The sequence below is a fragment of the Pseudomonas sp. DW-iso17 genome (assembly GCF_058725345.1).
Genome location: NZ_JBZXEA010000009.1, coordinates 36,394 through 62,453, shown reverse-complemented (window position 1 = coordinate 62,453; position 26,060 = coordinate 36,394). Strand labels below are relative to the sequence as shown.

General features: G+C 60.4%; 15 protein-coding genes. 11 read left to right on the top strand and 4 right to left on the bottom strand.

Translation table 11 applies throughout. The annotated features are described in order from the left end of the window. The first annotated feature begins 63 nt into the window (after positions 1-63). Together AC4PS6_RS07195 and metR are read left to right on the top strand one after the other, a co-directional pair. Entirely contained in the window at positions 64-5,634 is a 5,571-nt protein-coding gene (locus AC4PS6_RS07195; protein WP_492180765.1) for a dermonecrotic toxin domain-containing protein, read from the top strand. Between the two features lie 77 nt (positions 5,635-5,711). Beyond that, complete coding sequence (metR, locus tag AC4PS6_RS07190) at positions 5,712-6,629, top strand: transcriptional regulator MetR (protein WP_014717116.1); 918 nt, start codon at positions 5,712-5,714, stop codon at positions 6,627-6,629. Between the two features lie 244 nt (positions 6,630-6,873). Here the strand turns inward: metR and AC4PS6_RS07185 are convergent, their stop codons facing one another. From AC4PS6_RS07185 to nosR, 3 genes are read right to left on the bottom strand one after another with little or no spacing between them, the layout of a single operon-like run. Beyond that, entirely contained in the window at positions 6,874-7,380 is a 507-nt protein-coding gene (locus tag AC4PS6_RS07185; RefSeq protein WP_014717115.1) for a GNAT family N-acetyltransferase, read from the bottom strand. Then, the gene (locus tag AC4PS6_RS07180) at positions 7,377-7,790 is read right to left on the bottom strand and encodes an NUDIX hydrolase (protein ID WP_020301182.1); all 414 of its coding nucleotides are present in this window, start codon (positions 7,788-7,790) and stop codon (positions 7,377-7,379) included. The genes AC4PS6_RS07185 and AC4PS6_RS07180 overlap by 4 nt, the downstream gene beginning before the upstream one ends. Next, complete coding sequence (gene nosR / locus AC4PS6_RS07175; protein WP_014717113.1) at positions 7,787-9,100, bottom strand: response regulator c-di-GMP phosphodiesterase, NosR family; 1,314 nt, start codon at positions 9,098-9,100, stop codon at positions 7,787-7,789. Before nosR ends, AC4PS6_RS07180 begins: the two co-directional genes overlap by 4 nt. Positions 9,101-9,299: 199 nt before the next feature. Between nosR and AC4PS6_RS07170 the strand changes: the two genes are divergently transcribed. From AC4PS6_RS07170 to AC4PS6_RS07155, 4 genes are read left to right on the top strand one after another with little or no spacing between them, the layout of a single operon-like run. Then, on the top strand, positions 9,300-11,174 hold the full coding sequence (locus tag AC4PS6_RS07170; protein WP_020301183.1) for a putative bifunctional diguanylate cyclase/phosphodiesterase: 1,875 nt from the start codon (positions 9,300-9,302) through the stop codon (positions 11,172-11,174). 34 nt (positions 11,175-11,208) lie between these two features. Beyond that, positions 11,209-12,174, top strand: a complete 966-nt coding sequence (locus AC4PS6_RS07165) for a cytochrome-c peroxidase (RefSeq protein WP_058410464.1) — start codon at positions 11,209-11,211, stop codon at positions 12,172-12,174. Then, positions 12,171-13,988 (top strand): DAHL domain-containing protein, encoded by a 1,818-nt coding sequence (locus AC4PS6_RS07160; RefSeq protein ID WP_032903297.1) that lies wholly within the window; start codon positions 12,171-12,173, stop codon positions 13,986-13,988. The genes AC4PS6_RS07165 and AC4PS6_RS07160 overlap by 4 nt, the downstream gene beginning before the upstream one ends. Then, positions 13,985-15,364, top strand: coding sequence for an ATP-binding protein (locus AC4PS6_RS07155; RefSeq protein WP_336827125.1), 1,380 nt, complete (start codon positions 13,985-13,987; stop codon positions 15,362-15,364). Before AC4PS6_RS07160 ends, AC4PS6_RS07155 begins: the two co-directional genes overlap by 4 nt. Positions 15,365-15,384: 20 nt before the next feature. Here the strand turns inward: AC4PS6_RS07155 and AC4PS6_RS07150 are convergent, their stop codons facing one another. Beyond that, on the bottom strand, positions 15,385-15,657 hold the full coding sequence (locus tag AC4PS6_RS07150; protein WP_014717108.1) for a type B 50S ribosomal protein L31: 273 nt from the start codon (positions 15,655-15,657) through the stop codon (positions 15,385-15,387). A gap of 302 nt (positions 15,658-15,959) precedes the next feature. Here AC4PS6_RS07150 and AC4PS6_RS07145 point away from each other — a divergent pair, with 302 nt between their 5' ends. The 5 genes from AC4PS6_RS07145 to AC4PS6_RS07125 all read left to right on the top strand — a co-directional run bounded on the left by AC4PS6_RS07145 (position 15,960) and on the right by AC4PS6_RS07125 (position 26,049). Beyond that, positions 15,960-17,579 carry an FMN-binding glutamate synthase family protein gene (locus AC4PS6_RS07145; protein ID WP_020301187.1) on the top strand — a complete coding sequence of 540 codons (1,620 nt, stop codon included), beginning with the start codon at positions 15,960-15,962 and terminating at the stop codon, positions 17,577-17,579. Positions 17,580-17,591: 12 nt separating this feature from the next. Next, a complete protein-coding gene (locus AC4PS6_RS07140; protein ID WP_014717106.1) occupies positions 17,592-17,876 on the top strand; it encodes a putative quinol monooxygenase in 285 nt (94 codons plus the stop codon). A gap of 60 nt (positions 17,877-17,936) precedes the next feature. Beyond that, positions 17,937-18,233, top strand: coding sequence for a cupin domain-containing protein (locus AC4PS6_RS07135; RefSeq protein WP_336827124.1), 297 nt, complete (start codon positions 17,937-17,939; stop codon positions 18,231-18,233). Positions 18,234-18,358: 125 nt separating this feature from the next. Continuing rightward, on the top strand, positions 18,359-19,489 hold the full coding sequence (locus AC4PS6_RS07130) for an OpgC family protein (protein ID WP_336827123.1): 1,131 nt from the start codon (positions 18,359-18,361) through the stop codon (positions 19,487-19,489). Between the two features lie 65 nt (positions 19,490-19,554). Further along, complete coding sequence (locus AC4PS6_RS07125; RefSeq protein ID WP_336827122.1) at positions 19,555-26,049, top strand: NEL-type E3 ubiquitin ligase domain-containing protein; 6,495 nt, start codon at positions 19,555-19,557, stop codon at positions 26,047-26,049. Positions 26,050-26,060 lie beyond the last annotated feature (11 nt).

Sequence of the window (26,060 nt, the reverse complement as noted above, 5' to 3'; positions counted from 1 at the left end):
AGCCCACTTGGCATGTCGATCTCTAATAGGGCTTTGGCCTTTTAGATAGAGCGAATCCGCCCCATGCCTTCTTCCATTGCCCTACCTCCTGCGACACACCCACTGATGCAACCGGCCATCGACGAACACCTGCTCGCCGATGCCACGCCACGCTTGCAGAACTGCCGCGCCGAGCTGCTCGTGCTAATGGAGGGTATCCCGACGGTGCGCGACACCATCAATCGGATGCTCCAAGCGCAGCTTCAATTGGACGGCGAGCGCGTGGCACTGGAGTTTCCCGCCACCGAGCGACGTGGGCGCAGCCGCATTGTCCTGACAGATGCCTGCCTCTATATGCAACAGCATCCGGCCCTGGATACAGCGCAGGAGCCAGACGCACGTGTGCTCAACCTGCCGCGGTCCCACGCGTTGTCGCGCTACACCGCGGCGATGCTGCTCGACGAGCTCAAGGGCCTGGACCTGGAACAAAGCCTGGATGACCACTGGCTGCGCTACTGGCGTACAGAGCGAGCGCCCCGCTCGCCGGTAACTTGCTACAAGCGGGTGCTGGAGCTGTACCGGATTCACATTGAAGCCAGCGCTGAGCGGTCACTCGCCTCGGGGAAGGTGCATGCCGAAGTCCTCGATCCCGTGTTTTCACTGCTCCATTCGCAGTCTGCTACAGCGCAGACACCTCGCCGCTACACCGAACACCTATTTCTCAAGCCCCACGACGCCCCAGCCATCGCCCTGCCTGGTGCCTGGGTATTGAGCCTCGATACGGAAACGCCGGCCAGTCAACTGCTGTACCTGCCCACTCAGGTTCCGACATGGAAGGTATTGAGCAGACGCGAAGACCTGGAACGCTGGCTGCTCGACCGACAGCAAGCGCTGTTCGGCATCACCGAGGTCGATCCTTTGGCAAGGATCGACTATAAGGCCAGCCACAACCCGCTGGAAACGGGCATCACCCTTTGGCTGAAGCAATTGCCCGAGGCGCAATATCAGGACGCGCTGAGCCCGCTTGCGAACGTACAGATCCACAACGCTTACTTGGCCCTCCAGCACGTCGACCGGCTTGATGACATGCGTAAAACCCGCTGTCTGTTTGCCTCGGAGCCTGAACACCCGGAATCGGCCGTCGGCACCACTAGCACCCCACCCGTTCCCCAATTCGGCCGGCTGCATAACGGTGTCGATACCCGCCAACGCAAAGCTTTGATCGAGCACCAACGGCGCGCCCTGGAAAACCTGTTGGGCAACGACACACCAACGAGTGAGCGCTGGCAGTCATTCAAGCAACAACTGGACGCACTCAAGGCGCTACAACACGCTGCCGAAGCGGCGGCGCGGGCCATGCTCAACCGAGCGCCCCTGGATTTCGACACGCTCAACACCCACTACACCGCGCTGTACCAGGCACGTTTGCAGGGGGTCAAGACCGAAGCGCGTATCCAGAGAACCCTCGATCAACTAAGTGAGGACGAACTGCAACTGATCGAAAACGCCCTGGCCGCACCCTCGCCGGATGTCGTCGCATTGACCTTGTCGGTCACTCAGGCCGGGAATCCAACGCCTTCCCGCACCGAACTCAACGGGCCACTGGTTTTCCTTCCACCCCAGGACGAATCCACGGCCGGGACACGTGAAGGCGTGCATATCATTTACTGGCCCGGCAGGGACGGTGGTTTGCAGCGTTTCTCGTCGCGCCAGGCACTGGAGGATGGGATATTTGGCATTCAGCCCGAGGATCAACAACTGGCGCTGCAATTCACGACACTGACCCAGGACCCATTCGACTACAGCTTGAGCAGTCAACAGGCCGCCTTTGAAGAACAGGCCGCCCGCGTGCGCCAGACGTGGTCAGCCGATGAACACGCGTCACAGCGCGTCGGTGAACTGGAGCAACGGGTGGAGCAAACGCTGCCTGGCTTGTTGGTGCCCGAAAACTCGGCGCGTGAGGCGGCGTTTCTGCTACTTGTCGAACAACATAATGCGCGGCTGCTGGCCGAACGACTGCCGTCATGGCTGATCACTCAACCCGTTGAAAAACGCGAGGCATTCAAGGCCCTGCTACGCGCCTATATACCGGCGCTGAACAATGCCCAGACGCTGCTGGAGCGCTCCCTGCCACCGCGTGACGCGTTCGCCAGGCACAAGCTCGATGCGCGTATACGCAAGGATTTTTCCATCCGCAAAGGCTTTACTCTTCAACTGGAACTGCCTGACTCGGTGGAGCATAAACGCGACATCATTGCCGGCGCCGCACCGGGTACTCCGGTCAAAATCATTGATGTACCCAGTGCCAGGCGCAGCCAGATGACGTTGGACGACCTGGCGCTACGCAACATCGACGCCGAACTGAGCCAGCGCCTGGGGTTCGTGACTGTCCAGGTGACAGCCGACGATGTCGAGGAGCGTGACACCCTCAAGGCTGGCATCACAAAAAGCTACCTGAAGAATCTAGTTACCGGCCTTGACCTGGCTAAACAGTACGAAGTCCGCATCCTCGACGCGTTCAAGGGCGCCCAGGGCGAATCCATCCATCAAAAACTCTACCGCCGCGAATGCCTGGTGGAGCCTTTGCGCCTGATGCCCAAAACGCAGGGCATATTGGCGCACATGCAGAACCACATCAGCGCCGACGAAGTACAGGTGTTGAACACTGCCATCGACGCCGATACCCAGGCCGCCTGGCACGCCAGCGCGAAGCGCATCCGTCTGCTGCCGGCTCATCTGAGTGTTGGTGGTGCGGACACCCGGCAGGAGAGCCAGATTACCCTGTCGGGCATCACATTCATCGAGGAACAAAACTCGGGCAGCACCTTGCTTTACCTTCCGGACGCGCCTGACGAACGCTACCTGCGCCGTTATGCCAATCTTGAGCAGGCGCGCATTGCCCTGTTCGAACTCTGCCGTCTCGACAGCATGGCGCTATACGTGGCGGGTCGCGCAATCAAGGGTGATGTGCGAGCACACCTGGGTCGTATCGACCATGCCACCGGTAAAGGCTACGACGCGATGATACAGGCCGGACTCCCCTGGCCAGTCACCACTTCGTTGGCCGCCCATCAGTTGAATGCTCAGATGGGCCGTTTGCTGGAAGCGCATCGTAATGATGCGCGATCCAATGATGACCTGGCCCACGAAAAATATTCTCTCAAAAGCGGCAAGGTGTTCAACGGCATCAAAATCGCTCTGTCGTTCGTACCCTTCATCGGCACTGCAGTGTCCCTGGCAGACGCCACCACCAGCCTGTACCAAGCCGTAGCTGCCTTCAGGCGCGGTGACAGCGGGCATGGCATCGAACAATTAGCCTCGGTGTTCGAGTGCCTGGTATACGCGGCGATGGATACCCTGGCGCTGGCGGCCGTGCCCGGCTCACGCGGCAGTTCGGCCCGGCGATTGAGCGCCGCCCACCAGCTCAAGCATCCGCGACGCCCAAACTTTTGGCGCTCTGTCAAAACACACCAGCGCACAACCGCACGCCAGCGTTTTGCCGGTTACGAACACCCGCATATCTTCAGTATCGACAGCCTGCAACCGGTACATACCGGGCCTTATCGCCATACCCTGCGCCACACCTCTGGCGAGCATTTCATCCTCAGTGAGGGGCGCTATTACAACGTCAAGTTTGACCCAACGGCTCACGAGATGCGTCTGGTCGCCAAGGGCAAGTATTACTCACCGGCCGTTGCCCTGGACCACGCGTTGCAGTGGGACACTTACTCGGCACTGCATGGCGGCCACCTCACGGGTTATGGCGGCGGCAGCAGGCGCACAGGACGTGACGCATCGCGGGCGCGGGCCAACGTGCCAGCAACCGTCGCTCGGCAACTGCCTGCAGACGCGCTTGAGGTCAATATGCAGCGCCTCGAACTCGGCCAATCCCTGCAAAACCAGGCCCGTGCCTGTTACGGTCAGGTCAGCGAGACCACCAGCAAGCTAAAGAAATTTGCCAGTGACTATCCGGCCCCGTCAGACGTATCACCACAAAAATTAACGGACAGCAAAATCCTGGATATCGCGCTGACCAAAGACGTCGACGATGCCAAGCACCTGTATGCATCGTTCGAAACGGCTAAACAGCGTCAAGTGCATATTCGCGACCTCGACTATTCCGAGGAACTGAACCGGACAGCCCACATCGTAGCGGACCGCCTGAACCACCTGATCCAGAATGCAAAAGACCGGGCCGGTGTGCTTATCGATCGAATCATCGAGATCAACCACCAACTGAACCGCTCATCTCACACACCAGGGGCTCTTCAAGCACTGACCCAGGAAATCAGACAGTGTCGCCTTGACTTGCTCGATGAGCTGAACCGGATAGAGGCCTCGATGAAAGACATGAGCACGTGGGTCAAACGCATCACCGTCAGGCACACGCGCACGGAGGTCTCCACCTACTTGGATGCCTGGAAAAACAGGTTTACCGACCTGCGCATGGCGAGCACGAGAAGCAGCAATCTCATGCAGGCGCTCAGCCTGCGGCCAGACACCTTGAGCATTGACTGGCTGTTTCTGGAGGCCGCAGTGCATCGAGCCAGAAGCAAGTTCGATCGTGCCGTCACCAGCCACATGACGTTGCCCGATGCCAACATCAGCCGTGTCGAACGCAACCGGGTCCTGCAAAACTGCATCAAGGTCTATGAAGACTTGTCGCTTGACTTGATAACCTGGAACGAAAAATCGCCCAGCCATTTCGACCAAAGCTTTCTGGGGCTGCTGCAGAAGGATCTTGCCCGCCTGATACGAAAAGCCCAGCGCACGATAAAAAAGCCCGCTTCCCAGTCAACATCGAACACCACCCAAACGGTGTTTGAAACTGAAGAGGGTCAGTTATTGATTGGTATCGAGAAGCCGGCCGGCCAGCAGTCGCCGAGGCAATTGATCATCAACGATGCGGATGGGGCGACTGTTGAAGTGTGGGACAAGATTGGCGACAGCAACACCTTTCGCTTGAACACCAACCAAAGCCGAACGGTTGCCGCCCCACCGAAGCTCCCCACCGACGTAAACGCCTTGCTCGCGAACGCCCGTGCACGCTTGGCGGCGGCGGATGCCTTTGAAAATAAGGTGCGAAGCTACAAAACCATGGAACCGATCAATCTTGAACATATGCTGGTGACCGAGGCCAACGATCTGCGTGCCCGCGCCAGCAAAGTGCAGAGCCTGGATGCAAACAACCCGATCATCGAACAACTGAACACTCGAGCCAGTGCGCTTGAAAAGTCCGGTGAAGCGTTGCGTATCACGCGCAGCCTGCAAAGCAGTACGCCTACCGAGGGCTACCTGGATTACCTGATGGGCAAAGGTCGCGTGGTAATCCGCAAGAAAGGCACACGGCAAAAAATGCGCGAAAAGCGTCCCGATGGACAAGACGACTACCTGCAAGAATATGAAATATACGAGGCGAGCAAGCAGGCGAAAACCGACAAACCGATCTGGTACGCCCATTTTCATTACGATGCGCCGAACTCGGCATTCGACAGTTTTCGCAAAGCACATTTAAAGCTGCAACATCAGCAATATCTCGGGATGAAATGGCAAGCCGCCAAAGAGGGTGCTGGCGCTGCCTTTGCCGACACCAGGATCTGGCGCGGCAACATCGACAAGTCGATCGCCGAAACCCACTTCCTGCCATTGGGTTGACGCCGTTACGCTGCGGCCAACATGAACAAAGCTCAATGCATTATCATTGAACGCAAATTGCACTCATGAAGGCCGCCATGCTCGAAATTCGCCACCTCAAGACGCTTCACGCCTTGCGCGAAGCTGACAGCCTGGTCGAGGCCGCCGAACGCCTGCACCTGACCCAGTCCGCCCTGTCCCACCAGTTCAAGGAGCTGGAAGAGCGCCTGGGCATGCAGCTGTTCGCGCGCAAGACCAAGCCTGTGCGCTTCACCAGTGCCGGCCTGCGCCTGCTGCAATTGGCCGACGCCACCCTGCCCTTGCTGCGCGGCGCCGAGCGCGATATTGCGCGGCTGGCCGGGGGCACCGCCGGGCGTTTGCACATGGCGATCGAATGCCACAGTTGTTTCCAGTGGCTGATGCCGACCATCGACCAGTTCCGCGATGCCTGGCCGGAAGTCGAGCTGGACCTGGCCTCGGGCTTTGCCTTCGCGCCGCTGCCGGCCCTGGCCCGTGGCGACCTGGACCTGGTGGTGACCTCCGACCCGCTGGAACTGCCGGGCATCACCTACGTGCCGCTGTTCACTTACGAAGCCATGCTGGCGGTGGCCAACCAGCACGCGTTGGCGAACAAGTCCTACATCGTGCCGGAAGACCTGCTGACAGAAACCCTGATCACCTACCCGGTGGAACGTGACCGCCTGGACATCTTCACCCGCTTCCTGGAACCGGCCGACGTTGAACCGGCCCAGGTACGGACTTCGGAGCTGACGGTGATGATGATGCAACTGGTGGCCAGCGGCCGTGGGGTGTGCGGCATGCCCCACTGGGCGCTGCATGAATACAGCTCGCGCGGGTATGTGAAGGCCAAGCGTTTGGGTGAGAAGGGTTTGTTCGCCACCTTGTATGCGGGCATTCGTGCCGACATGCTCGATGCGCCTTACATGCGCGACTTTTTGCTGACGGCCAAGGACACCTCATTTTCCACCTTGGATGGCGTCAGCGCGGCGCGTTGAACGGGCTTCAAGTGTGTGGCCTTGTGTGAGTAATGCCGGTCAGTTAAACGCAGCCCCCCCTGTGGGAGCGGGCTTGCTCGCGAATGCGGTGGGTCAGTCAACGTATCCAGTGACTGGTATCGCGCTTTCGCGAGCAAGCTCGCTCCCACATTTTGATCTTCGTTGCTTTGAGTATTGCGTTCGCTTAACTGACCGGGATCAGGGCTTGCCAGCGATGCAGGCAAGCCAGCTCCCACAGTGAATTTCAGTCAACGTGCAATTCACGCCACATGTGGATCTTGTCGAAGTATTCGACGCCTACCCGCACCGCCAGTGGCTCCAGGCCGTACTGAATGAAACCGCAGCGCTGGTAGAGCGCAAAGGCGGCGTCATTGCCGGCGGTGACCGTCAGTTGGATCAGCTTCAGGCGCGGGTGGCGGCGGGCTTCTTCCAGTGCCGCTTGCACCAGTTGCCGCCCCAGCCCCTGCTGTTGATAAGCCTCGGTCACGTACATGCCGAACAAGGTCACTTTGTGCCGGGCCTTTTCCCGTGGCTCGAACGCAAGGCCGACAATACCCGCCAACTGATCGCCGTCGAAGGCGCCAAACAGACGGTCCAGCGGGCTGTCGAGGCGTTTTTCCCACCAGTTCAGGGGCATCAGAGCACGCTCGGCCACGCTGGAGGTGAACGCCTGGGGATAAGCGCCATACGCCTGTAGCATCAACGCCCGGTAAGCAGGCGCGTCTTTAGCCTCCAGCGCGCGAATGATCATGCGTCGATCAGCGACGCGCGGTAGAGCGGCAGGATCGTATCGCGGGTCAACGGCGCCAATTGCAGGCCGCCATCGCCCGAGGGGTCGATCCAGCGGATTTCTTCAATTTCCGCCGCTGGCATCACCGCAACGTCGATCTGCACCTGGAACAGCTCGGCCTGCACGGTGAAGCCCGGTTCGTTGGCGGCAGGCGCCGAGAATTGGCCCAGGTACCTGGCGTCCTCTACCTTGATGTGCAGGTTCAACTCTTCATAAAGCTCACGGGCCAGCGCCTGGACGGGTTGTTCGCCCGCGTCGATCTTGCCGCCAGGTTGCATGAACGCCTGGGTGCCGCGCTTGCGCACCAGCAGGGTCTGGCCGGCTTGATCAATGAGGATGGCGGCGGCGATGCGGATGGTTGAATCATTCATGAAAGAATCGAGGTCTCTTCGGGCTGTTTGATAAATACGCTGTACTTGGCGCCTTCCATCGCTTCGAACGCGATCAATTTGTCCACCAGCGGCAAGTTCAGCACTTTGCCGGCATTGAGCAGCAGCATGCCGTTATCGGCGTTGAGGTTACGGGCCAACACCATACCGGCCTCAAGCTCACGGGTGGTGAGGACTTTGACCGTAGGGTCGCCCAGGGTCACGTCGCTGAGGAAGGTGGCGCAGGCTTGCACAAAATCTTCCACCAACGCCGGGTCATACAGGCGCCCGGCGTACTTGCGGATATACAACAGCGCTTCGTCGCTGTTGAGGTGTCGCTCCAGGATCAGGCCTTTCTGCAATTCGATAAAGTCCACCGCCAGCTTCAGCAGCCGTGAACCGGGCGGGATGGTATCGCCCTTGAGGTGGTCGGGAAACCCCGTGCCGTCCCAACGTTCCTGGTGATGACGAATGATCCGCGCCGCGTCCTTCATCGGCTCCAGGGTCATCAGCAACGACTCGCTCTGCCCCGGATACTCACGGTACAAACCGCGGTCGGTGCTATGCAGTTTGTCCGACGGTGCAACCATCATGCTGTCGGTCCAGCTCAACTTGCCGATGTTGTACAACGCGGCGGCCATGGTCAGGTCACGGGTGCTGGATTCGTCCATGGACTGGGCGGCGCAATACACGCGGATCAACTCGATCAACGCACGGTTGGTCTGTTTGTCCTTGGGCAAGCGCAGGTTGGCCAGCAGCGAGAACACTTCGGTGCCGGTCACGTAGCTGCGCTTGAGCTCGTCGTAGGCCAGGTCGAGCATGTCGGCGGTTTGTTGCAACTCGGCGGTACGCGCCGCCACACGTTTTTCCAGGGTGGCGTTGAGCAGCTTGAGCTGTTCGGTCTGGTCTCGGGCCAGGCGTTCAAGCCGTTGGTGCTCGAGGGTTTGCTGCAACACCAGTTGCAACTCCTCGTCGTTCCAGGGTTTGCTGATGTAGCGGTGGATCTGCCCGTCGTTGATCGCCTTGATGATGGTGGTCAGGTCGGCGTAGCCGGTGAGCAGGATGCGGCTGGTGGCGGGATACAGGCGGTGGACCTCGGCCAGCAGCGTGGCGCCGTCCATGCCGGGCATGCGCGCATCGCTCATCACCAGATCGATAGGCCGGGTCGCCATGATCTCCAGCGCCTGGGCGCCGCTGGTGGCCAATACCACGTCATAGGGCTGGCCGCGCAGCAGGCGGCGCAGGCTGTTAAGGATCGACTCTTCATCGTCGACCAGCAAAACAACGGACTTCGTAGCGAGTTGTTCATCCATGGCGACTCTGCCTTCAAATTAAACGAAGTTAGGCTAAATTGAATCCGCGCAATACAAAGCGCGATTGATTTGACGCCAACTGGCCGTCGATATCAAGGGAACTCAACTATGCTGCACTGCATGCTCGCGCCCCGTTCAGTTGTAGAACCAGGGAAGGAATTGTCATGCCATCAAGCCTTTTGCACGTGCCGAGTGCGCCATGAGGACGGAATCGGGCCGGGCCAACCGGCGCATCCTGATCGTGGATGACACGGCTTCGATCCACCAGGATTTCCGCAAGATCCTTTGTGCCGACGAGTACGGCGAGCCCTCCCTCGACACTCTGGAGTCCGCCCTGTTCGGCACCACGGTGCCGGTGCGCCAGGCGTTTGACCTGGACTCGGCCTATCAGGGCCAGGAAGCCTTGGCGCTGGTCAAGAAAGCCCTGGACGCCCACTCGCCCTACGCCATGGTGTTTATCGACATGCGCATGCCCCCTGGCTGGGACGGCCTGCACACCATCGAACAGTTGTGGGAGGTGGACCCCAACCTGCAAATCGCGCTCTGCACGGCCTATTCCGACTATTCCTTCGAGGCCATCGAAGCGCGCCTGAAGTACAACGACCAACTGCTGATCCTGAAAAAGCCCTTCGACCACCTGGAAATCCGCCAGATGGCCAGCGCCCTGACCTGGAAATGGCAACTGGCCCAGGACGCGGCCCTCAAGGTGATCAGCCTGGAGCGCACCATCGAGGAACGCGTGCAGGAGCTGCTCAAGGTCTCGCACTTATTGCAATACGACGCCCTGACGGAGTTGCCCAACAGCACGTTGCTGGGCGACCGCCTGACCCAGGCGATCGCCTTGGCCCGCAGGCACGACACGCAACTGGCGGTGATGTTTCTGGGGCTCGACCGCTTCAAGCGCATCAACAACGCCCTGGGCTATCCGGCAGGCGACGAGGTGCTGGCGCAGGTGAGCCTGAGCCTGGTGGCGGCGGTGCGGGCGTCGGATTCGGTGTTTCGTTATGGCTCCGACGAGTTCGTGGTGCTGCTTAACGATATCCAGCATCCCCAGCAAACCCAGCACATTGCGCAAAAGGTACTCAATGCCGTCAGCGCGACTCGCCATGTCGCGGGGCATGACCTGAGTGTGAGCGCCAGCCTGGGCATCAGTATTTACCCCGATGACAGCGACAATGCCGTGGGTTTGCTCAAGCACGCTGAAACCGCGATGCGCACCAGCAAAGAACGCGGCCCGGGGGATCTCAGCTTTTACACCGAAGACATGAACCTGCGCGCCCAGCACCAGCAAAACCTGGAAAGCGCGATCCGCCAGGCGCTGGACCGCGATGAGTTTGTGCTGCATTACCAGCCCAAGCTGGCGCTGGAGACCGGGCGCATCGTCGGTGCGGAAGCGCTGACACGCTGGTTTCGACCGCAGTCGGGTTGGGTCAGCCCGGCGGAGTTCATTCCGGTCGCCGAAGACAGCGGCCTGATCGTACGCCTGACTCAGTGGGTACTGCGCCAAGCCTGTACACAGGCCCAAGCCTGGCGCGAGATGGGCCTGGCGCCCCTGCGCATGTCGGTGAACATCTCGGCGATCGACTTTCGCCAACGGGACTTCGTCGACAACCTGGCCGCCATCCTCAAGGACACCGGCCTGCCGCCCACCCAACTGGAACTGGAAATCACCGAAAGCGTGCTGATGCAGAACGTCGACGAAACCGTGGAAACCCTGCAAAAGATCAAGGCCATGGGCATCCGCCTGGCCCTGGACGATTTCGGCACTGGCTACTCCAGCCTCAGCTACCTGCGGCGCTTTCCCATCGACGTGCTGAAGATCGATCAATCCTTCGTGCGCGGCCTGCGCATCAATAGCCAGGACGAACAACTGATCAGCGCTATCATCGGCATGGGCAAGAGCCTGGAACTGAACATCATTGCCGAAGGCGTGGAAACCGTCGACCAACTGAATTTCCTCAAAGCCCAGCAGTGTGAGGAGGGCCAGGGCTTTCTGTTCAGCAAGGCGCTGCCTTCGAAAGATTTCGTGCAGTTGCTGCAAACGGATAGCGCGACACTGATGCCGGATCAATAAAATCAATAGCCCTGGGCCTGCAAGGAGTGCTCGCTTGAGCAATGTCGTAAACCACCGTTCCGGCCTGATGTTCGCGTTATGCCTGGGCACCGCATCGCTGTCAGCCGCGCCGCTGGACGAAGCACTCAAGCCCTTGCCGGCGGTTCCAGTACTGGACCCTGCCAAGGTTGAGTTGGGTCGCCAACTGTTCAACGAGCCGCGTTTGTCAGTCAACAACACCTTGTCCTGCGCGAGCTGTCACCAACTGACCAGCGGCGGCGCCGACAACAAGCCATTCTCCATTGGCTTTGACGGCAAACCGGTGCAGATCAACACCCCGTCCGTGTTCAACGCCAGCCTGAACTTCAAGCAGTTCTGGAACGGTCGGGTGGACACGTTGCAGGCCCAGGTCGAGCAGGTGGTGATCAGCCCGGTGGAAATGGGCAGCGACTGGAAAACCGTGGTGCGCAACCTGTCTGCCCTGCCCGCCTACCAGAACGCGTTCGAACAGGCCTATCCCGATGGCGTCACCGCTTCCAATGTGCAAAATGCCCTGGCCACCTACGAGCGCACGCTGCTGACACCCAACTCGCGGTTTGACCAATACGTGCTGGGCAACACCGATATCCTGACCCGCCAGGAAAAATACGGCTACCAACGCTTCAAGGATTACGGCTGCATCGCCTGTCACCAGGGCGTGAACATTGGCGGCAATATGTTCCAGAAGTTCGGCGTGATGGGCGACTACTTCAAGGCCCGCGGCAACCCGCTGGAATCAGACCTGGGGCGCTACCTGCTGACCCAGGATGAAGAGGACCGCCATGTGTTCAAGGTGCCCAGCCTGCGCAATGTGGCCGTCACGGCGCCGTACTTCCACGACGCCTCGGCCAAGACCCTTGAAGAGGCGGTTGACGTAATGTTCAAGTACCAGTTGGGGCGCAACCCGTCCCAGGAAGACAAGGACCTGATTATCCAGTTTCTCAAGACCCTGACCGGTGAATGGGCGGGCAAACCGTTATGAGACCCTTGTCACGCCGACGCACCAGTCAGATCCTGCTAGGCCTCATCACCCTGCTCCTGGCCTCCACCCTGGTGTTTTTGTACTTCAAGTCTTCACGCGACCAGACAGCCACTTATACCCAGTCGCGCGACTTGATCCGCCAACTCCAGCAGCTCAATGCCCAGTGGGACAGCGAAGTACTCAAGGCCCGCATCGCGATCACCCACAACTACGACCCACTGGTCACACCGCTGACCGAAATGACCCGCATCGGCGCTGAACTGGAGAGCCGCGACACCTACCACAGCGCTGCCGACCTGCCCGGTTGGCAAGCCAGCCATGCGGCGTACCTGACGGCCATCGAGGAAAAAGCCCGGCTCGTCGACCAGTTCAAATCCCACAACGCAGTGCTGCGTAACTCATTGGCTTTTTTGCCGACGGCCGAAGACGACATCCAGGCCCAATTCAACAGCATGACCGACGAAGGCCGCCTGCAACTGCAAAGCGTGGCCACCGACACTTACGACCTGCTGCTCAGCAGCCTGGAGTTCGCCCAAGTCACCAGCGACGAACGTGCCGCCGATATCCTGGTGGGCCTGGGCAAGCTGGCCATCAACCAACAGAGCCTGCCCAGCGAGTTCCAGGCACCGGTGGAGATTCTCAGCAATCATATTTCGCTGATCCTGCGCGAACAGCCACTGGTCAACAGCCTGCTCGAGCGGATTGCCGCCGTACCGGTGGCCGAACACCTCGATGACCTGACCACTCACCTCAATCAGGACCAGCAGGCCACTGACCTCATCGATCATCAGTACCATCGCTACCTGCTGATCTTCTCGACCTTGCTGGTGGTGTTACTGCTTTATCTGGCGGTGCGCCTGCTGCGCAGCTTCGCCGAGATCAACCGCGTCAACCGCGCGTTGCAGGCCGCCAACGAAACCCTGGAGCAACGGGTGGAGCGGCGCACGCAACAGCTCAAGGATGCCCAGAGCGAGCTGATGGACAGCGCCCGCCAGGCCGGCATGGCGGAGATCGCCACCAACGTGCTGCACAACGTCGGTAACGTGCTCAACAGTGTGAACATCTCCGCCGACCTGGTCAGCCGCAAGTTGCGCAGCAGCAAGGCCCTCGGCCTGGGCAAGGCCATGCAACTGATCAACGCTCACCAAGGCGACCTGGGTACCTTCCTTACCGAGGATGAAAAGGGCAAGTTGCTGCCGGGCTATCTGAACCAGTTGGTCGAAGCGATTGCCATCGAACAGCAAGGCATGAGCGATGAGCTGGCGCAGTTGAGCAAAAGCGTGGACCACATCAAGGACATCGTCTCGACCCAGCAATCCTATGCGGGTGCGTCTACCTTGCTGGAGCCGGTCAATATCAGCGCCTTGATGGATGACGCCCTGCGCATGAACGCCGGCGCGCTGAGCCGTCACCATGTCACTGTTGTGAAGGCGTACGCCCCGGTGCCGGAGATCTTGGCGGACAAGCACCGGTTACTGCTGATCATGGTCAACCTGATCAGCAATGCCAAATACGCCATGGACAAACTGTCTGAGCGGCCACGGCAAATCACCCTGGCGGTGGAATCGGTAGGCGATGAGACCCTGAAGATCAGTGTGAAGGACGACGGCGAAGGCATACCGCCCGAGAACATGGCACGCATCTTCACCCACGGTTTTACCACCCGCAAGGAAGGCCACGGCTTCGGCCTGCACAGCTGCGCCCTGGCCGCCGTGGAAATGAACGGCCAGCTCAGCGCCCACAGCGACGGGCCGGGCCTTGGCGCCGTCTTCACCTTGACCATCCCCTTGACCCTTGCCGGAAGCAGCTCATGAACCAACCTCCCAACCGGCGCATCCTGCTGATCGATGACACACCGTCCATCCATGAGGATTTTCGCAAGATCCTGATGCCCCACGAAGCCTCAACCGAAGCGCTGGATGAGATGGAGTCGGCACTGTTTGGCGACGCGGCCAAACCTCAAGCCCAGGCATTCGAACTGCACGGCGCGTATGGCGGCGAGGAAGGCCTGGGCTTGCTGACCAGCGCCATGGCGCAACAGCGCCCCTATGCCTTGGCCTTCGTTGACATGCGCATGCCCCAGGGCTGGGACGGCGCCAAGACCATTGAAGAACTGTGGAAAGTCGCCCCCGACCTGCAAGTGGTGGTGTGCACCGCCTACTCGGACTATTCCTGGGATGACCTGTTGTTTCGCCTGCACGCCCACGACCGCCTGCTGATCCTGAAAAAGCCGTTCGACAACATTGAAGTCCAGCAAATGGCCAACACCCTGGCCAACAAATGGGACATGGCGCGCCGCGCCTCCCTGCAAACCTCGCAGCTGGAGCGGTTGGTGGAAGAACGCACCCAAGCGCTGCAACTGGAAATTGAAGAGCGCAAGCTCCTGGAAAGCCAACTGGTGCAGTCGGAAAAACTCGCCTCACTGGGGCAACTCGCAGCCGGTGTCGCCCATGAGATCAACAACCCTGTGGGCTTTATTTCCTCCAACCTCAGCACCCTCGACAGCTACTTCAAGCAGCTGCAACAGATGCTCGATGCCTACCAGCGCAGCGAAGCGCACATCGGGGCGCCAGAACATCGCGAACCGCTCACGGCATTGCGCAACGAGCTGGACCTGGATTTTCTCAAGGACGACATTCCGATCCTGATCCGCGAATCCAAGGACGGCATCGGCCGTGTGGTGCAAATCGTCAAGGACCTGAAGAACTTCTCACGGGTGGATAACGACCAGACCTGGCAATTCGCCAACCTGCAGCAAGGCATCGATTCGACGCTGAACATCGTCGCCAGCGAACTCAAGTACAAGGCCGATGTGGTCAAGCACTACACGCCGCTGCCGGAAATCGAATGCCTGGCCTCCCAACTCAACCAGGTGGTGATGAACCTGGTGATCAACGCCGCACAAGCCATGGGCCCTGAGCGCGGCACCATTACCATCAGCAACGGAGTGGAAGGCGAAAACGTGTGGCTGGAAGTCGCAGACAACGGCTGTGGGATTGCCCCCGACACCGTGCAGAAGATTTTCGACCCGTTCTTCACCACCAAGCCGGTGGGCGAAGGGACGGGGTTGGGGTTGTCGTTGTCCTACGGGATCGTCAAGAAACACCGTGGCGATATCAGCGTCAGCAGTGAGGTAGGCAAGGGTACGAAGTTTCGGGTAGTACTGCCGATTCGGCAGACGGCGGCGTAGGGCACGCCGCCGAATCATGCTCATGCGTCAGCTTTTTTCGGGCTCGACCCAAACGATGCAAAACGCTTGTTGAACCCGGCAATCCGGCCTTCGGCCTGGGTCTTACGCTGCTGACCGGTGTAGACCGGGTGCGAGGCGCTGGAGACGTCCAGCGGGATGTAGGGATAGGTGTTGCCGTCGCTGTGCTTATGGGTGCGATCACTGTCGGCGGTGGAACCGATGAGGAAGAACACGTCGGCGGCAGTGTCGTGGAACAGCACGGTGCGGTAGTCGGGGTGGATACCAGCTTTCATGAGGCCTCCGGGGCGTCTGGGTGCGGTTGATTTGTTATACAGTAACACAACATCAAGCATCCAAACGAGAACCTTTTGCAATAAGGTTAGGCTTGTTGCGTCTAGTAAGCCGATGCTGAGAGCCGCCCGAAACTATCAATGCTGACAAGGGTTGAACCGAATCAAGCGCCGACAGATGTCTATCCCAGGCCAGTCTGTCCCACCCGCGTTGCCAAACTGAATATTCCCACAGGTTGTCTATGGTTTCCTGACAGGCGCAGAATGGCGGATCGACCTGAAGAGTCCGAACCCAAGGAAACCGTATGAGCCTGTCCTTGTTAAGCCGCTACGCCTTCTTTGCTGTGTGCGTCATTTTCACCCTCGCCAGCCTCCCCTTTATCGAACATGAATGGCTGTGGCCGATCACGCTGGTCACCGGCGTACTCAGCCTGATCGGCATTGTCGACCTGCTGCAAAGCCCCCATGCGGTGCGCCGTAACTATCCGATCCTGGGCAATATCCGTTACCTGGTAGAAACCATCCGCCCGGAAATCCGCCAGTACCTGCTGGAGTCCGACAGCGACGCCCTGCCCTTCTCCCGCGCCCAGCGCTCGCTGGTGTATTCGCGCGCCAAGAACGAAACGGCGGACAAACCCTTCGGCACCCTGATTGACGTGTACCAGTCAGGCTTTGAATTTATCGGCCACTCCATGCGCCCTGCGCCACTGAGCGACCCCAGCAGCTTTCGCGTGATGGTCGGCGGCCCGCAGTGTGCACAGCCATACTCGGCGTCGGTGTTCAATATCTCGGCCATGAGTTTCGGCTCATTGAGCGCCAACGCGATCCGGGCACTCAACCACGGCGCCAAGCTCGGCAACTTTGCCCATGACACCGGCGAAGGCAGCATCAGCCCCTATCACCGAGAAAACGGCGGCGACCTGACCTGGGAACTGGGCAGCGGTTACTTCGGCTGCCGCACCAGCGACGGCCGTTTCGACCCCGAACGCTTCGCCGTGCAGGCCCAGAACCCGCAAGTGCGCATGATCGAAATCAAGATGAGCCAAGGTGCCAAGCCCGGCCATGGCGGGATCCTGCCCAAGCACAAGGTCACCCAGGAAATCGCCGATACGCGCGGCATCATGATGGGCGAAGACTGCATATCACCGTCACGCCACAGTGCGTTCTCCACGCCCATCGAGCTGATGCAATTCATCGCCCAATTGCGCGAACTGTCCGGCGGCAAACCGGTGGGCTTCAAGTTCTGCCTGGGCCATCCGTGGGAATTCATGGGCATCGCCAAGGCCATGCTCGAAACCGGCATCCTTCCGGATTTTATCGTGGTGGACGGCAAGGAAGGGGGCACCGGCGCCGCCCCCGTGGAGTTCACCGACCATATTGGCGTGCCACTGCGTGAAGGCTTGCTGTTCGTGCACAACACCCTGGTGGGCCTGAACCTGCGCGACAAGATCAAGCTGGGTGCCAGCGGCAAGATTGTCAGTGCGTTCGACATCGCCAGCGTCCTGGCCATCGGCGCCGACTGGGCCAACTCGGCGCGTGGTTTCATGTTCGCCATTGGCTGCATTCAGTCGCAGTCATGCCACACCAACAAATGCCCGACCGGCGTGGCGACGCAAGACCCACTGCGTCAACGTGCTCTGGTGGTGCCGGACAAGGCCCAGCGGGTATTCAACTTCCACCGCAACACGCTGCACGCTTTGGCCGAAATGCTCGCCGCCGCCGGGCTCGATCACCCGTCGCAGTTGTCGGCCAAGCACTTGGTGCGACGCATGTCGGCGACCGAGATCAAACTGTTTTCGCAGTTGCATGTATTCCTGAAGCCTGGGGAGTTGCTCACCGGGGAAGTGAACGGCGAGTTTTATTCGCGGATGTGGCAGATGGCGCGGGCGGACAGTTTTGAGCCGCATGAAATTGCTGCAGCCTAAAGGACACCTAGCATGTTGAAAGTCATCGCCGAAGACTTTATCAAGCCCGAACATGTGGAAACCGTGCGCCCCTGGTACGCCGAACTGGTGGAAAAAACCCGCCAGGAACCGCTGTGCATTGCCTACGACTTGTTTGTCGATCAAAAAGACCCCGGGCACTTCATTTTTATCGAGCAATGGCCGGATCAAGCGGCGCTGGATGCGCACTGCCAGACCGAGCACTTCACCCGGTTGGTGCCCCAGATCAATGAGCATCAAGCCAAGCCATGCCGGGTCTTGTTGATGGACGCTTTCTGACAAGACCCGCCGCCTGCTGAACCGGACCACCGACGGCATCGTTGAAACAAGGAGATTCACATGCCGTTATTGGACTTCGTCGCTATCGCCGCGCAACTGCCCGACAGTTGGACATCCACACGTCTGGGCCGGGTTGGCCCGGCGCGGATCAAAGTACTGCGCATGGATGAACAGGCGTACGAGGAAGAGACCCACGACTACAACGAAGGGTTGTTGGTGATCAGCGGGTACTTGCACCTGCGCATCGGTGATCAAGCCATCAGGGTGGACGCCGGCCAGATGTACCTGGTGGAAGCCGGCACTGCCCACGGTGTGCTCATAGGCAGCCAGGGCACCCTGGTGATCATTGATCTCTAGAGACATTCAGTAATACCCAGCCTTTGCAATTGCTTACAAATACCGCCAACCTGCGCCCGCCCGACGTGCGGCGACGCCCACGCTCACCTATCGTCAATCAACTACTTGTTCAAGAGCCCGCTGCCATGCTGAACGGACGCGACCCGCGCATCGATTTTTTTCGGGGCCTGGCGTTGATCTTCATTTTCTGGGATCACGTGCCTCACAACCCCCTGGCCAATGTCACCGTGCAGAACTTCGGCTTCAGTGACGCCGCCGAAATCTTCGTGTTCCTGGCCGGCTACGCGGCGGTGCTGGCCTACGGCAGGATCCTGCTGCGCGACGGCTACGTGTTTGCCTGCGTGAAGATCCTGCGCCGGGTATGGACGCTTTACGTGGTGCATATTTTCCTGTTGGCGTTGTTGATGGGCATCGTGATTTTTGCCAACAGCCATATCGAAACCCGCGATCTGGTGCAGGAGATGGGCCTCGAGTATTTCCTCACTCACACCCAGCAGGCCCTGCTCGATGAGCTGTTGCTGCGCTTCAAACCCAACCTGACCGACCCATTGCCGCTGTATATCGTGCTGATGATGAGCCTGCCCATTACCCTGCCGCTGCTGGTGCGAGCGCCCACGCTGATGGTGGCGATATCGTTAGCGGTGTATCTGCTGGCGCCTTGGCAAGGCTGGAACCTGCCGGCCAGCAACGGCGGCGTGTGGTACTTCAACCCTGTCACCTGGCAATGCCTGTTTATCCTCGGCGGTGCGTCGGCCTTGCGTTCGCCAGGCCCGGTCGATGCACGCCCGCTGCTGCGCCAACCGCTATTGGTGGCCGCTGCGGTCTACGTGTTGGTGACCTGCGTGATCACCTTGTCGTGGCGCTGGCCCGAGGTGCACGACGCCTGGATGCCGAGGGCGATTGGCGAATGGCTGTACCCCATCAGCAAGACTGACCTGTCCCCCGTGCGCCTGCTGCACTTCCTGGCCTTGGCCTACGTCACCGCCAAACTCCTTCCCGATGTCGGCTGGACGCAACAGTGGCTGGCCCGACAACTGGCGCGGATGGGGCGTTATTCCCTGGAAGTGTTTTGCCTGGGGGTGGTGTTGGCACCATTGGCCGATATGCTCAATGCCATGGCCGGCGACTCCCTGGCGATCAAGCTGACCACGGCCCTGGCAGGGGCGGCGCTGATGGCGGCACTCGCGGGGTGGCTGGACGTGAACAAGCAACTGAACCAACGCGCCGCCGCCCGCGCCGCATCGCTACATAGTTAGCCACGGCGCCCATCAGCGGGATGGTTCCATTGCCCTTCCACCTCACCGTGAAAGGAAATGGCGCCATGCCCACCCAGTTACTGCTCAACGGTTTATCCGGGACCTTGCAAGACAGCGAGTCCTGGAACCGGCAACAAGCCCTGGCAATGATCCGCGACACCGTCGCCCAAACCCTGGCCAGCCTCACGCCCACCCAACAACGTGAGTATGTGAAGCTGCAGCGCGAGGCACATCGCGCACTCATGGCGGTGGAAGCCGCCAACAACACCCTGATCAGCACCTTCAAGGCGCAGGGCCTGGCACGCCTGAGGGCGAAGGTCGGCGGCCAGGATCCAGAAAAAATCTACCTGCACACACGCTATCTGGAACCGGTCTCGCCGCCCCTCCCGTGGGAGCCCCGTGCCAGCACGGTCAACGGCCTGAACCCCAAGCGCTTTCGCAGGGCGTATGACGAATGGAAATACCGGCCGCACCTGTCGACGATGTCATTGTGGGAAGCCGCATGCCTGAACTTCAGTTTCGCCACCCAGACGCGCCAGGCTTCCGGCCACACATTCGTCGACGCTTCCTACCTGTCCGGCAGCCACGACAAGTCGCTGACGGTGGAGTCGTTTATCGCGATCACCCGCGAGCTGGACCTGGGCGGCGCGCTGCAAGCAACCCTCAATGCGCAGTTGCGCCCGGACGGCAACCTGCATGCCCTGTTGCGCACCAGTGCACGCGCCTGCCTGCGCTTCGAGGCCCTAGAAGCCTATCGCAATCGCCGCAGCTCTGGCCTGACCCTTGGGCTTTACAACACGTTGATCGAGGCCATCGACAAGGATGAAACGGTCCAGCACATTGAGCAATTGGCGCTGAGCAAACCGTCAGGTGTGTTTCCGCAGGTCACCCTCACGCCGCCCGCCAGCGCTGTTCCATTGCCGCTGCTGCTGATTCCGGTCGCCAGCCTTGGAGTAGTCTCCTACTTCCCTTTCCGCCCCGGTGGCGCGCTGCGTTTCCATCCCGATGCACGCAGCGCCCATGCCCAATTTCTGGCGCAACTCAAAGAAAGCCATCGCAAACACGACCTGGGCTGGTTTTCTCGCCAGTTGCCGATCACCGAACTCAACGAGTTCAAACGCCTGTTGTACGCGCAAGAGCGCCCCGAGGGTTTGTCTGCCGCTGCCGCTTTTCTGTACGACAGCCTGCACTACCTGTTCCCCGAGCACACGCTGGCTGACCTGCGCTTCACACCCGTGCCCAAGAGCCCGCGTCCCGTTTCAGTGGTCGACACCTTGACCGCCTCGATGGTGCAACAATTGCAGTCCAACCTGGCCACATTGGCCAATACCCGTACGGACCGCGACGTGCAAGCCGTCATCGATGGCGCCGCCGCGATTGCCGCCGAAGTCCTGGAATTGTTGCTGACGCCTGTACCGGGCGGCGTCACCGGCTTGAACCGGGTCATGCAAGTGGCGGTATTCGGCAGCCTGGCCCACAGCGTCACGCAGGGCGTCAACGAAGCGCTCAAGGGCGAGGCCAGTACCTTTGCCGCCGCGATAGGTGACGTCGCCGACCTGGCAATCAGCGGCCTGCTGATCTCTACCGCCGGCCGAGTACATCGTCGCCGCATGAACCAGTTGCTCCAGCAACTGGGCAACCCGCGCAAAGTCACGCGCAACGATGGCAGCCCTGCGCTGTGGAAACTCGACATCAGCCCCTACGCGATCCTCGACCAGCACCTGCTCAACGGCCAGATAGCCAATGCCCAGGGGATCTATTCGCTCAGGGGCAAACAGTACGTGTGGCTTCAAGCGGCCGAGCAAAAACACGTGGTGGAGGTGGGCTACGACAACCGCCTGATGCGCTTTGTGCTCAAGAACGACCACCAGGGCGGCTTTGCCCCACCGATTGTGTTCGCCCCGCACCTGGACGCCTGGACGCTGGACCTGCAAAACGCACACACCCTGTCCAACGTGCAATTGGCCGAACGCATGCTGCCCAATGGCGCTGCCGCCGTGCCCATTGAGTCCATGGAAAACCTGCTGCGCAGCACGGCCACCAGCCGCAGTACCCTGGATGCTATCTGGGCAGGCCAGCCGACGCCGGTCAACCTTACCGAAGGGGTGCGTCGACTGCAGGCCGACCGTGTGATCGAACAACTCATCCACACCTTTCATCGACGCGGCCACATGCCGCCCCACGCCGACGGTGCCGTGCTGTGCCTGCTGACTCAATTACCGGAGTGGCCGGCGGGCGCGGCAATCAATGTGTATGACGGCCAAGGCAATCTGAGCGAAACCTACAGCGCCAGTGAGCAGACGACCACGGCCATTAATATCAAGCGGCGCGACGATGGCCGCTACGCGGGGCTTGATGATCCTGCTGACAGCGAAACGACGAGGCAGGCACTGTTTGAGCTGATCCTGCGTCAGCAACCCGCCGGTTCCGTATTGGGCAAGGCCGGTAGCCCGCTGCTCGACAATACCCAGCGTATCGCCCGCTTGCGCCTGCAAATCAGCGCCCTGGCCCAGGCCCGACGTGCCGACCTGTTCAACGCCATGACTCGTTTCGCCGGTTACGCCCGCCACGAAATGCCTGCGGACCATCCGGCCCGTTCGCTTGTACCCACCAGGGTGGCTCAACCGCTGGTAGCGATCACGCCATTGCTGCGAAAACTGCACGAACGCTATCCCCCGCTCACGCCAGCCAACCTGGCACAACTGCTTAAGCAACACCCACTGACCTCAGAGCAGCAAGCACGCTTTTTACAGGACGCCACCCTGCCACCCACAGTCCATCAAGGGCTGGAACAACACCGCATCGCGTTGCGTCTCGATGCCGCCATCGACGGCCTGTACCATTCGCGCCCGTTCAATCCAGACAACGACCAGTGGGCCCGGGAGTTTGCATCCAGCCTGCTACGCACGCGGCTCAACCGCGCTTTCGTGGTGACCGAGGTCGTTGATGGCGTTATCACCCGGCCCTATGTCTCGACGGGGCCCGATGACACCACGGTTGAACTGCGCCATTACGGCGAAGGCCGCTACGAAGCGTATGACATGCGCAACGGCGGCACCATTCCTGTATCGCCCACCACCGACAGTTTTTACCTGGCCATTGCCTCGGTGCTGCAACCTCACGAACGCACCCAACTGGGCATGACCGCCGACACCGATGCCAAAGGCCTGCGCAAAACCCTGGGCGACCTGATGAGCGAACGGCGCGGCCCCGAAGGTGTCAGCCTGCTCAACGGTTCTCTGGGGCAGTACGAACAGAATGTGCTGCTGCCGGCGCACGTGCAGGCCAACGTCGAGGGCATCTATCAATGGCGAGACCAGCAGTTGATTGCCCTCTACGGCTCGCTGTATCCGATCACATTCGATCAACAAGTGCTCAAGTGGCGGCTCAAGCATCCGCAGAAAGTCGGCGTCGATACACCACGGCTCGAACACAATGGCCACGGTGCCTGGCGCTTGGCCAGCGAAGACCCGCTTAGCTGGGATGACCATGCATTGCTCTATCGCCTGGGCCCGCAAGAGCTCCACATCGACCGGCCAACCTCGGCACGCATCCTCGCCATCACCGATACCCCGGCTCGGGCCCTGCGTGAAGTGCACAGCGCCGGCCTGCCGCCACCGCCGCTGCTTGCCGATACCCGTAAGCGGGTGGCTATCGAGCGGCAAATCCTGCACTTCATCGAGGCCATGCGCACGGCGTCAGCCCGCCACAACGCCCGCCCGACCCTGCAATTGATGTTGCTGAGCCTGCTGCCGGGCTGGCCTGAGACCCATGTGTTGCAAGTGGTGGGCAGACAACGCCAAGTACTGGCGCAATACCCGGCCAGGGTCAAAAACCCCATAGAGAAGATCTTGATTTCAGAAGCCGACGCCCGAGGGCCGACGCCGCTGCACGATGCGGCACTCAATGACACCCTGGTCCAGGCACTGCTGGGGGAACTGCCAGGCACCGTGCAAGAACGCCAGTTCAAGTTGGCAAAGAAAATCGCCGAGTACGCCTACCAGGAACGGGCCCAGTTGTTCGAGCAGTTTTACACGCAAAGCGAACAGCCCGGCACACTTCTGGAGACGCGCCTGAAAGCTCAACATCCCCATCTGCCCGTCAGTGCCGTCAGGGCCATCCTCGGCCAGGCCACGCTCAAAGAACAGCGCCAGCTCCAGGACAAGGATCAGGTCGGCCTGCGCCTGGCCGAACAAGCCCGGCTGACCGCCAACGATCTGCGCCTCAACCGTGCGTATGAAGGCCTGTACCTGACCACCCTGATGAACCCCGACAGCGACTCCATCATCCTGCACTTGCTCAAAACCCTTCCGGGCTGGCCTGCACAATTGCGCCTGGATGTTCACTCTGAACGCGACCCGGGGCGCCTGCTCGAGAGCGGCGGTAATCTGAACGGCACCGATCGCCGCTCACTTATTCGGGAGGGTGGGCGTTACCGTGCGCTCGACGCACAAGGCCGTTCACTCAACGATCCGGCAGACAGTACCTGTGACCTGTTGAGCGCGATTATCCTGCTGCTGTCGACACGCGAATGCGAGGCCTTGGGCGTGGCTGACCGGCTGGACCCAACGGCGCTGCAGGCGCGTATCGTCGACCTGGCGCTCAACCAGCGTGTGTCGATCAAACGGTTGCTCGACCTGCCCCATATTCCGCCATGGCTGCAGCCGCCCATGCAGGTAAACAGCTCGTTCGTGGTGTACCCGCTTTGGCTGCAAAACCTGTGGCCCGCCCGCCCCCTTCGGTCGCCAGACCTGATCAGCAAAGTCCAGGCGCTCTACCCCAGCCTCAATGCGATGCACGCCGGTGATCTGATCGACTCACTGGGCCTGTCACAACCCGCCCTGCTGCTGGAACTGGAACGGCGCAGAGTCGAATACGCCAGCCTGGATTACGGTTTGACCCGGTGGGCAGAAACCCCGCAGCCCATTGACGACTCTGCCACCGACCCCTTGGGGCTGAACATGGGCCGGCGGCGCCACCTGGCCCAGCACATTCGTCGGGCCTGGCGCCGGGAAACCTGGCGCGGCCATATCCACGGCCAGTTCGATACCCACTGTATGATCCTGCGTCTGGATGACAACAACCTGCCCGACGCCGACTTCATCCTGGGAACACGGGGCTTTGAACACATTGAATACCTGAACATCTCGGGCAATGCTTTCCCGCCCACCGGCAACGCCTTTCTGAGTCGCTTTTCCAATCTGCGTACGCTGAATATCGATTGCCTGCTCAACGAGTTGCCCGTCGAAATCACCCAGATGCGCCAGCTGCAAATTCTGAACCTGGGTGGCAACAACATCACCCTGACCGAGGAGGCTCGCCAACGCTTGGGGCAAATGACGGCGTTGCAGGAGTTGAACCTGAACGACAACCCGTTGCGCCTGGCTCCGGACGTCAGCGCCATGGAGCGTTTACGAATCCTCAACCTGCGTAACACCCAGCTCGATCAATGGCCCGCCGGGGCTGAAAGCAGGCCTCTGCTGACCCAACTGCTGCTCCAGGAGAATCAACTGACGACGTTGCCGCCGACGCTGTTCCAATCCGATCGAAGGGTCCGCTCCAGCCGCAATATCAATTTGCATGACAACCCGCTGAATGCCGAGTCCCTGGCATTGATAGGTGAATACCGCCTGCGCACCGGGAACACCGCCGGTGGGCCACTACCCGGAATTGTCCATCAACTGCTCCCGGCAGATTGTTCCGATTGGTTGAGCGGCATACCGCAGGCTGAACACGCACAACGCCGCACCCTCTGGGACCAACTGCTGCAGATCGAAGAGCCCAGGCCCGATGACGCCTTTCGGGTGTTCCGGGATTTGACCAGCGCTTATGCCTATCGCAATACGCATTTGCGCCCAGCACTGACCAAACGCGTCTGGAAACTGATGGAGGCCATGGGCGACTCCACTGAATTGCGCAATGAAATCTTCCTCAACACCTACCTGGCAGGCACCTGCGGCGACGGTGCGCTGTTGACCTTCATTGATATGGAAATCGCGCATCGGCGTCACCAGGCCAAGGTGCAACCCGCCACTCTGCAAGCCAGCCGCGAACTGATGGAACTGAGCATCAGCGTATTCTTCCTGCGTGAACTGGACCAATTCGCCGAGGAACATATTCTGGCGCTGCGTGCCGCTGACAAAAACCCGGACGACGTTGAAATCAAGCTTTACTTGCGCATAGCGCTGGCTCAGGAGTTCAGCCTGCCGGTAGGTCGCGAGGAAATGCTGTACTCGGTCGACAGCTGGGTCAGCGCCGCAGACGTCACCCGCGCTCGCCAGCGGCTGCAAGCGCTCAAGAACACCGACGCCGCGTACGAAGCGCTGATGACCGAACCCTTCTGGATCGAGTTCATGACGCGCCACCTGCCGGAGCCATTCACGGCCATTCGGGACACCACGCGCCAAAAAATCGAAAGGCTTAATCGGGAGGAATTGGACAGACGCTCGGACGCCTACCTGGACCGGCGCCAGGCAATCATCGACGATGAAAAGGAGGAGTTGGCCTCGCTGCTGCGACAACTGACGCAAGCCATACGGGCGTCAATCACCCGGCCCTGAAAGAAAACGGC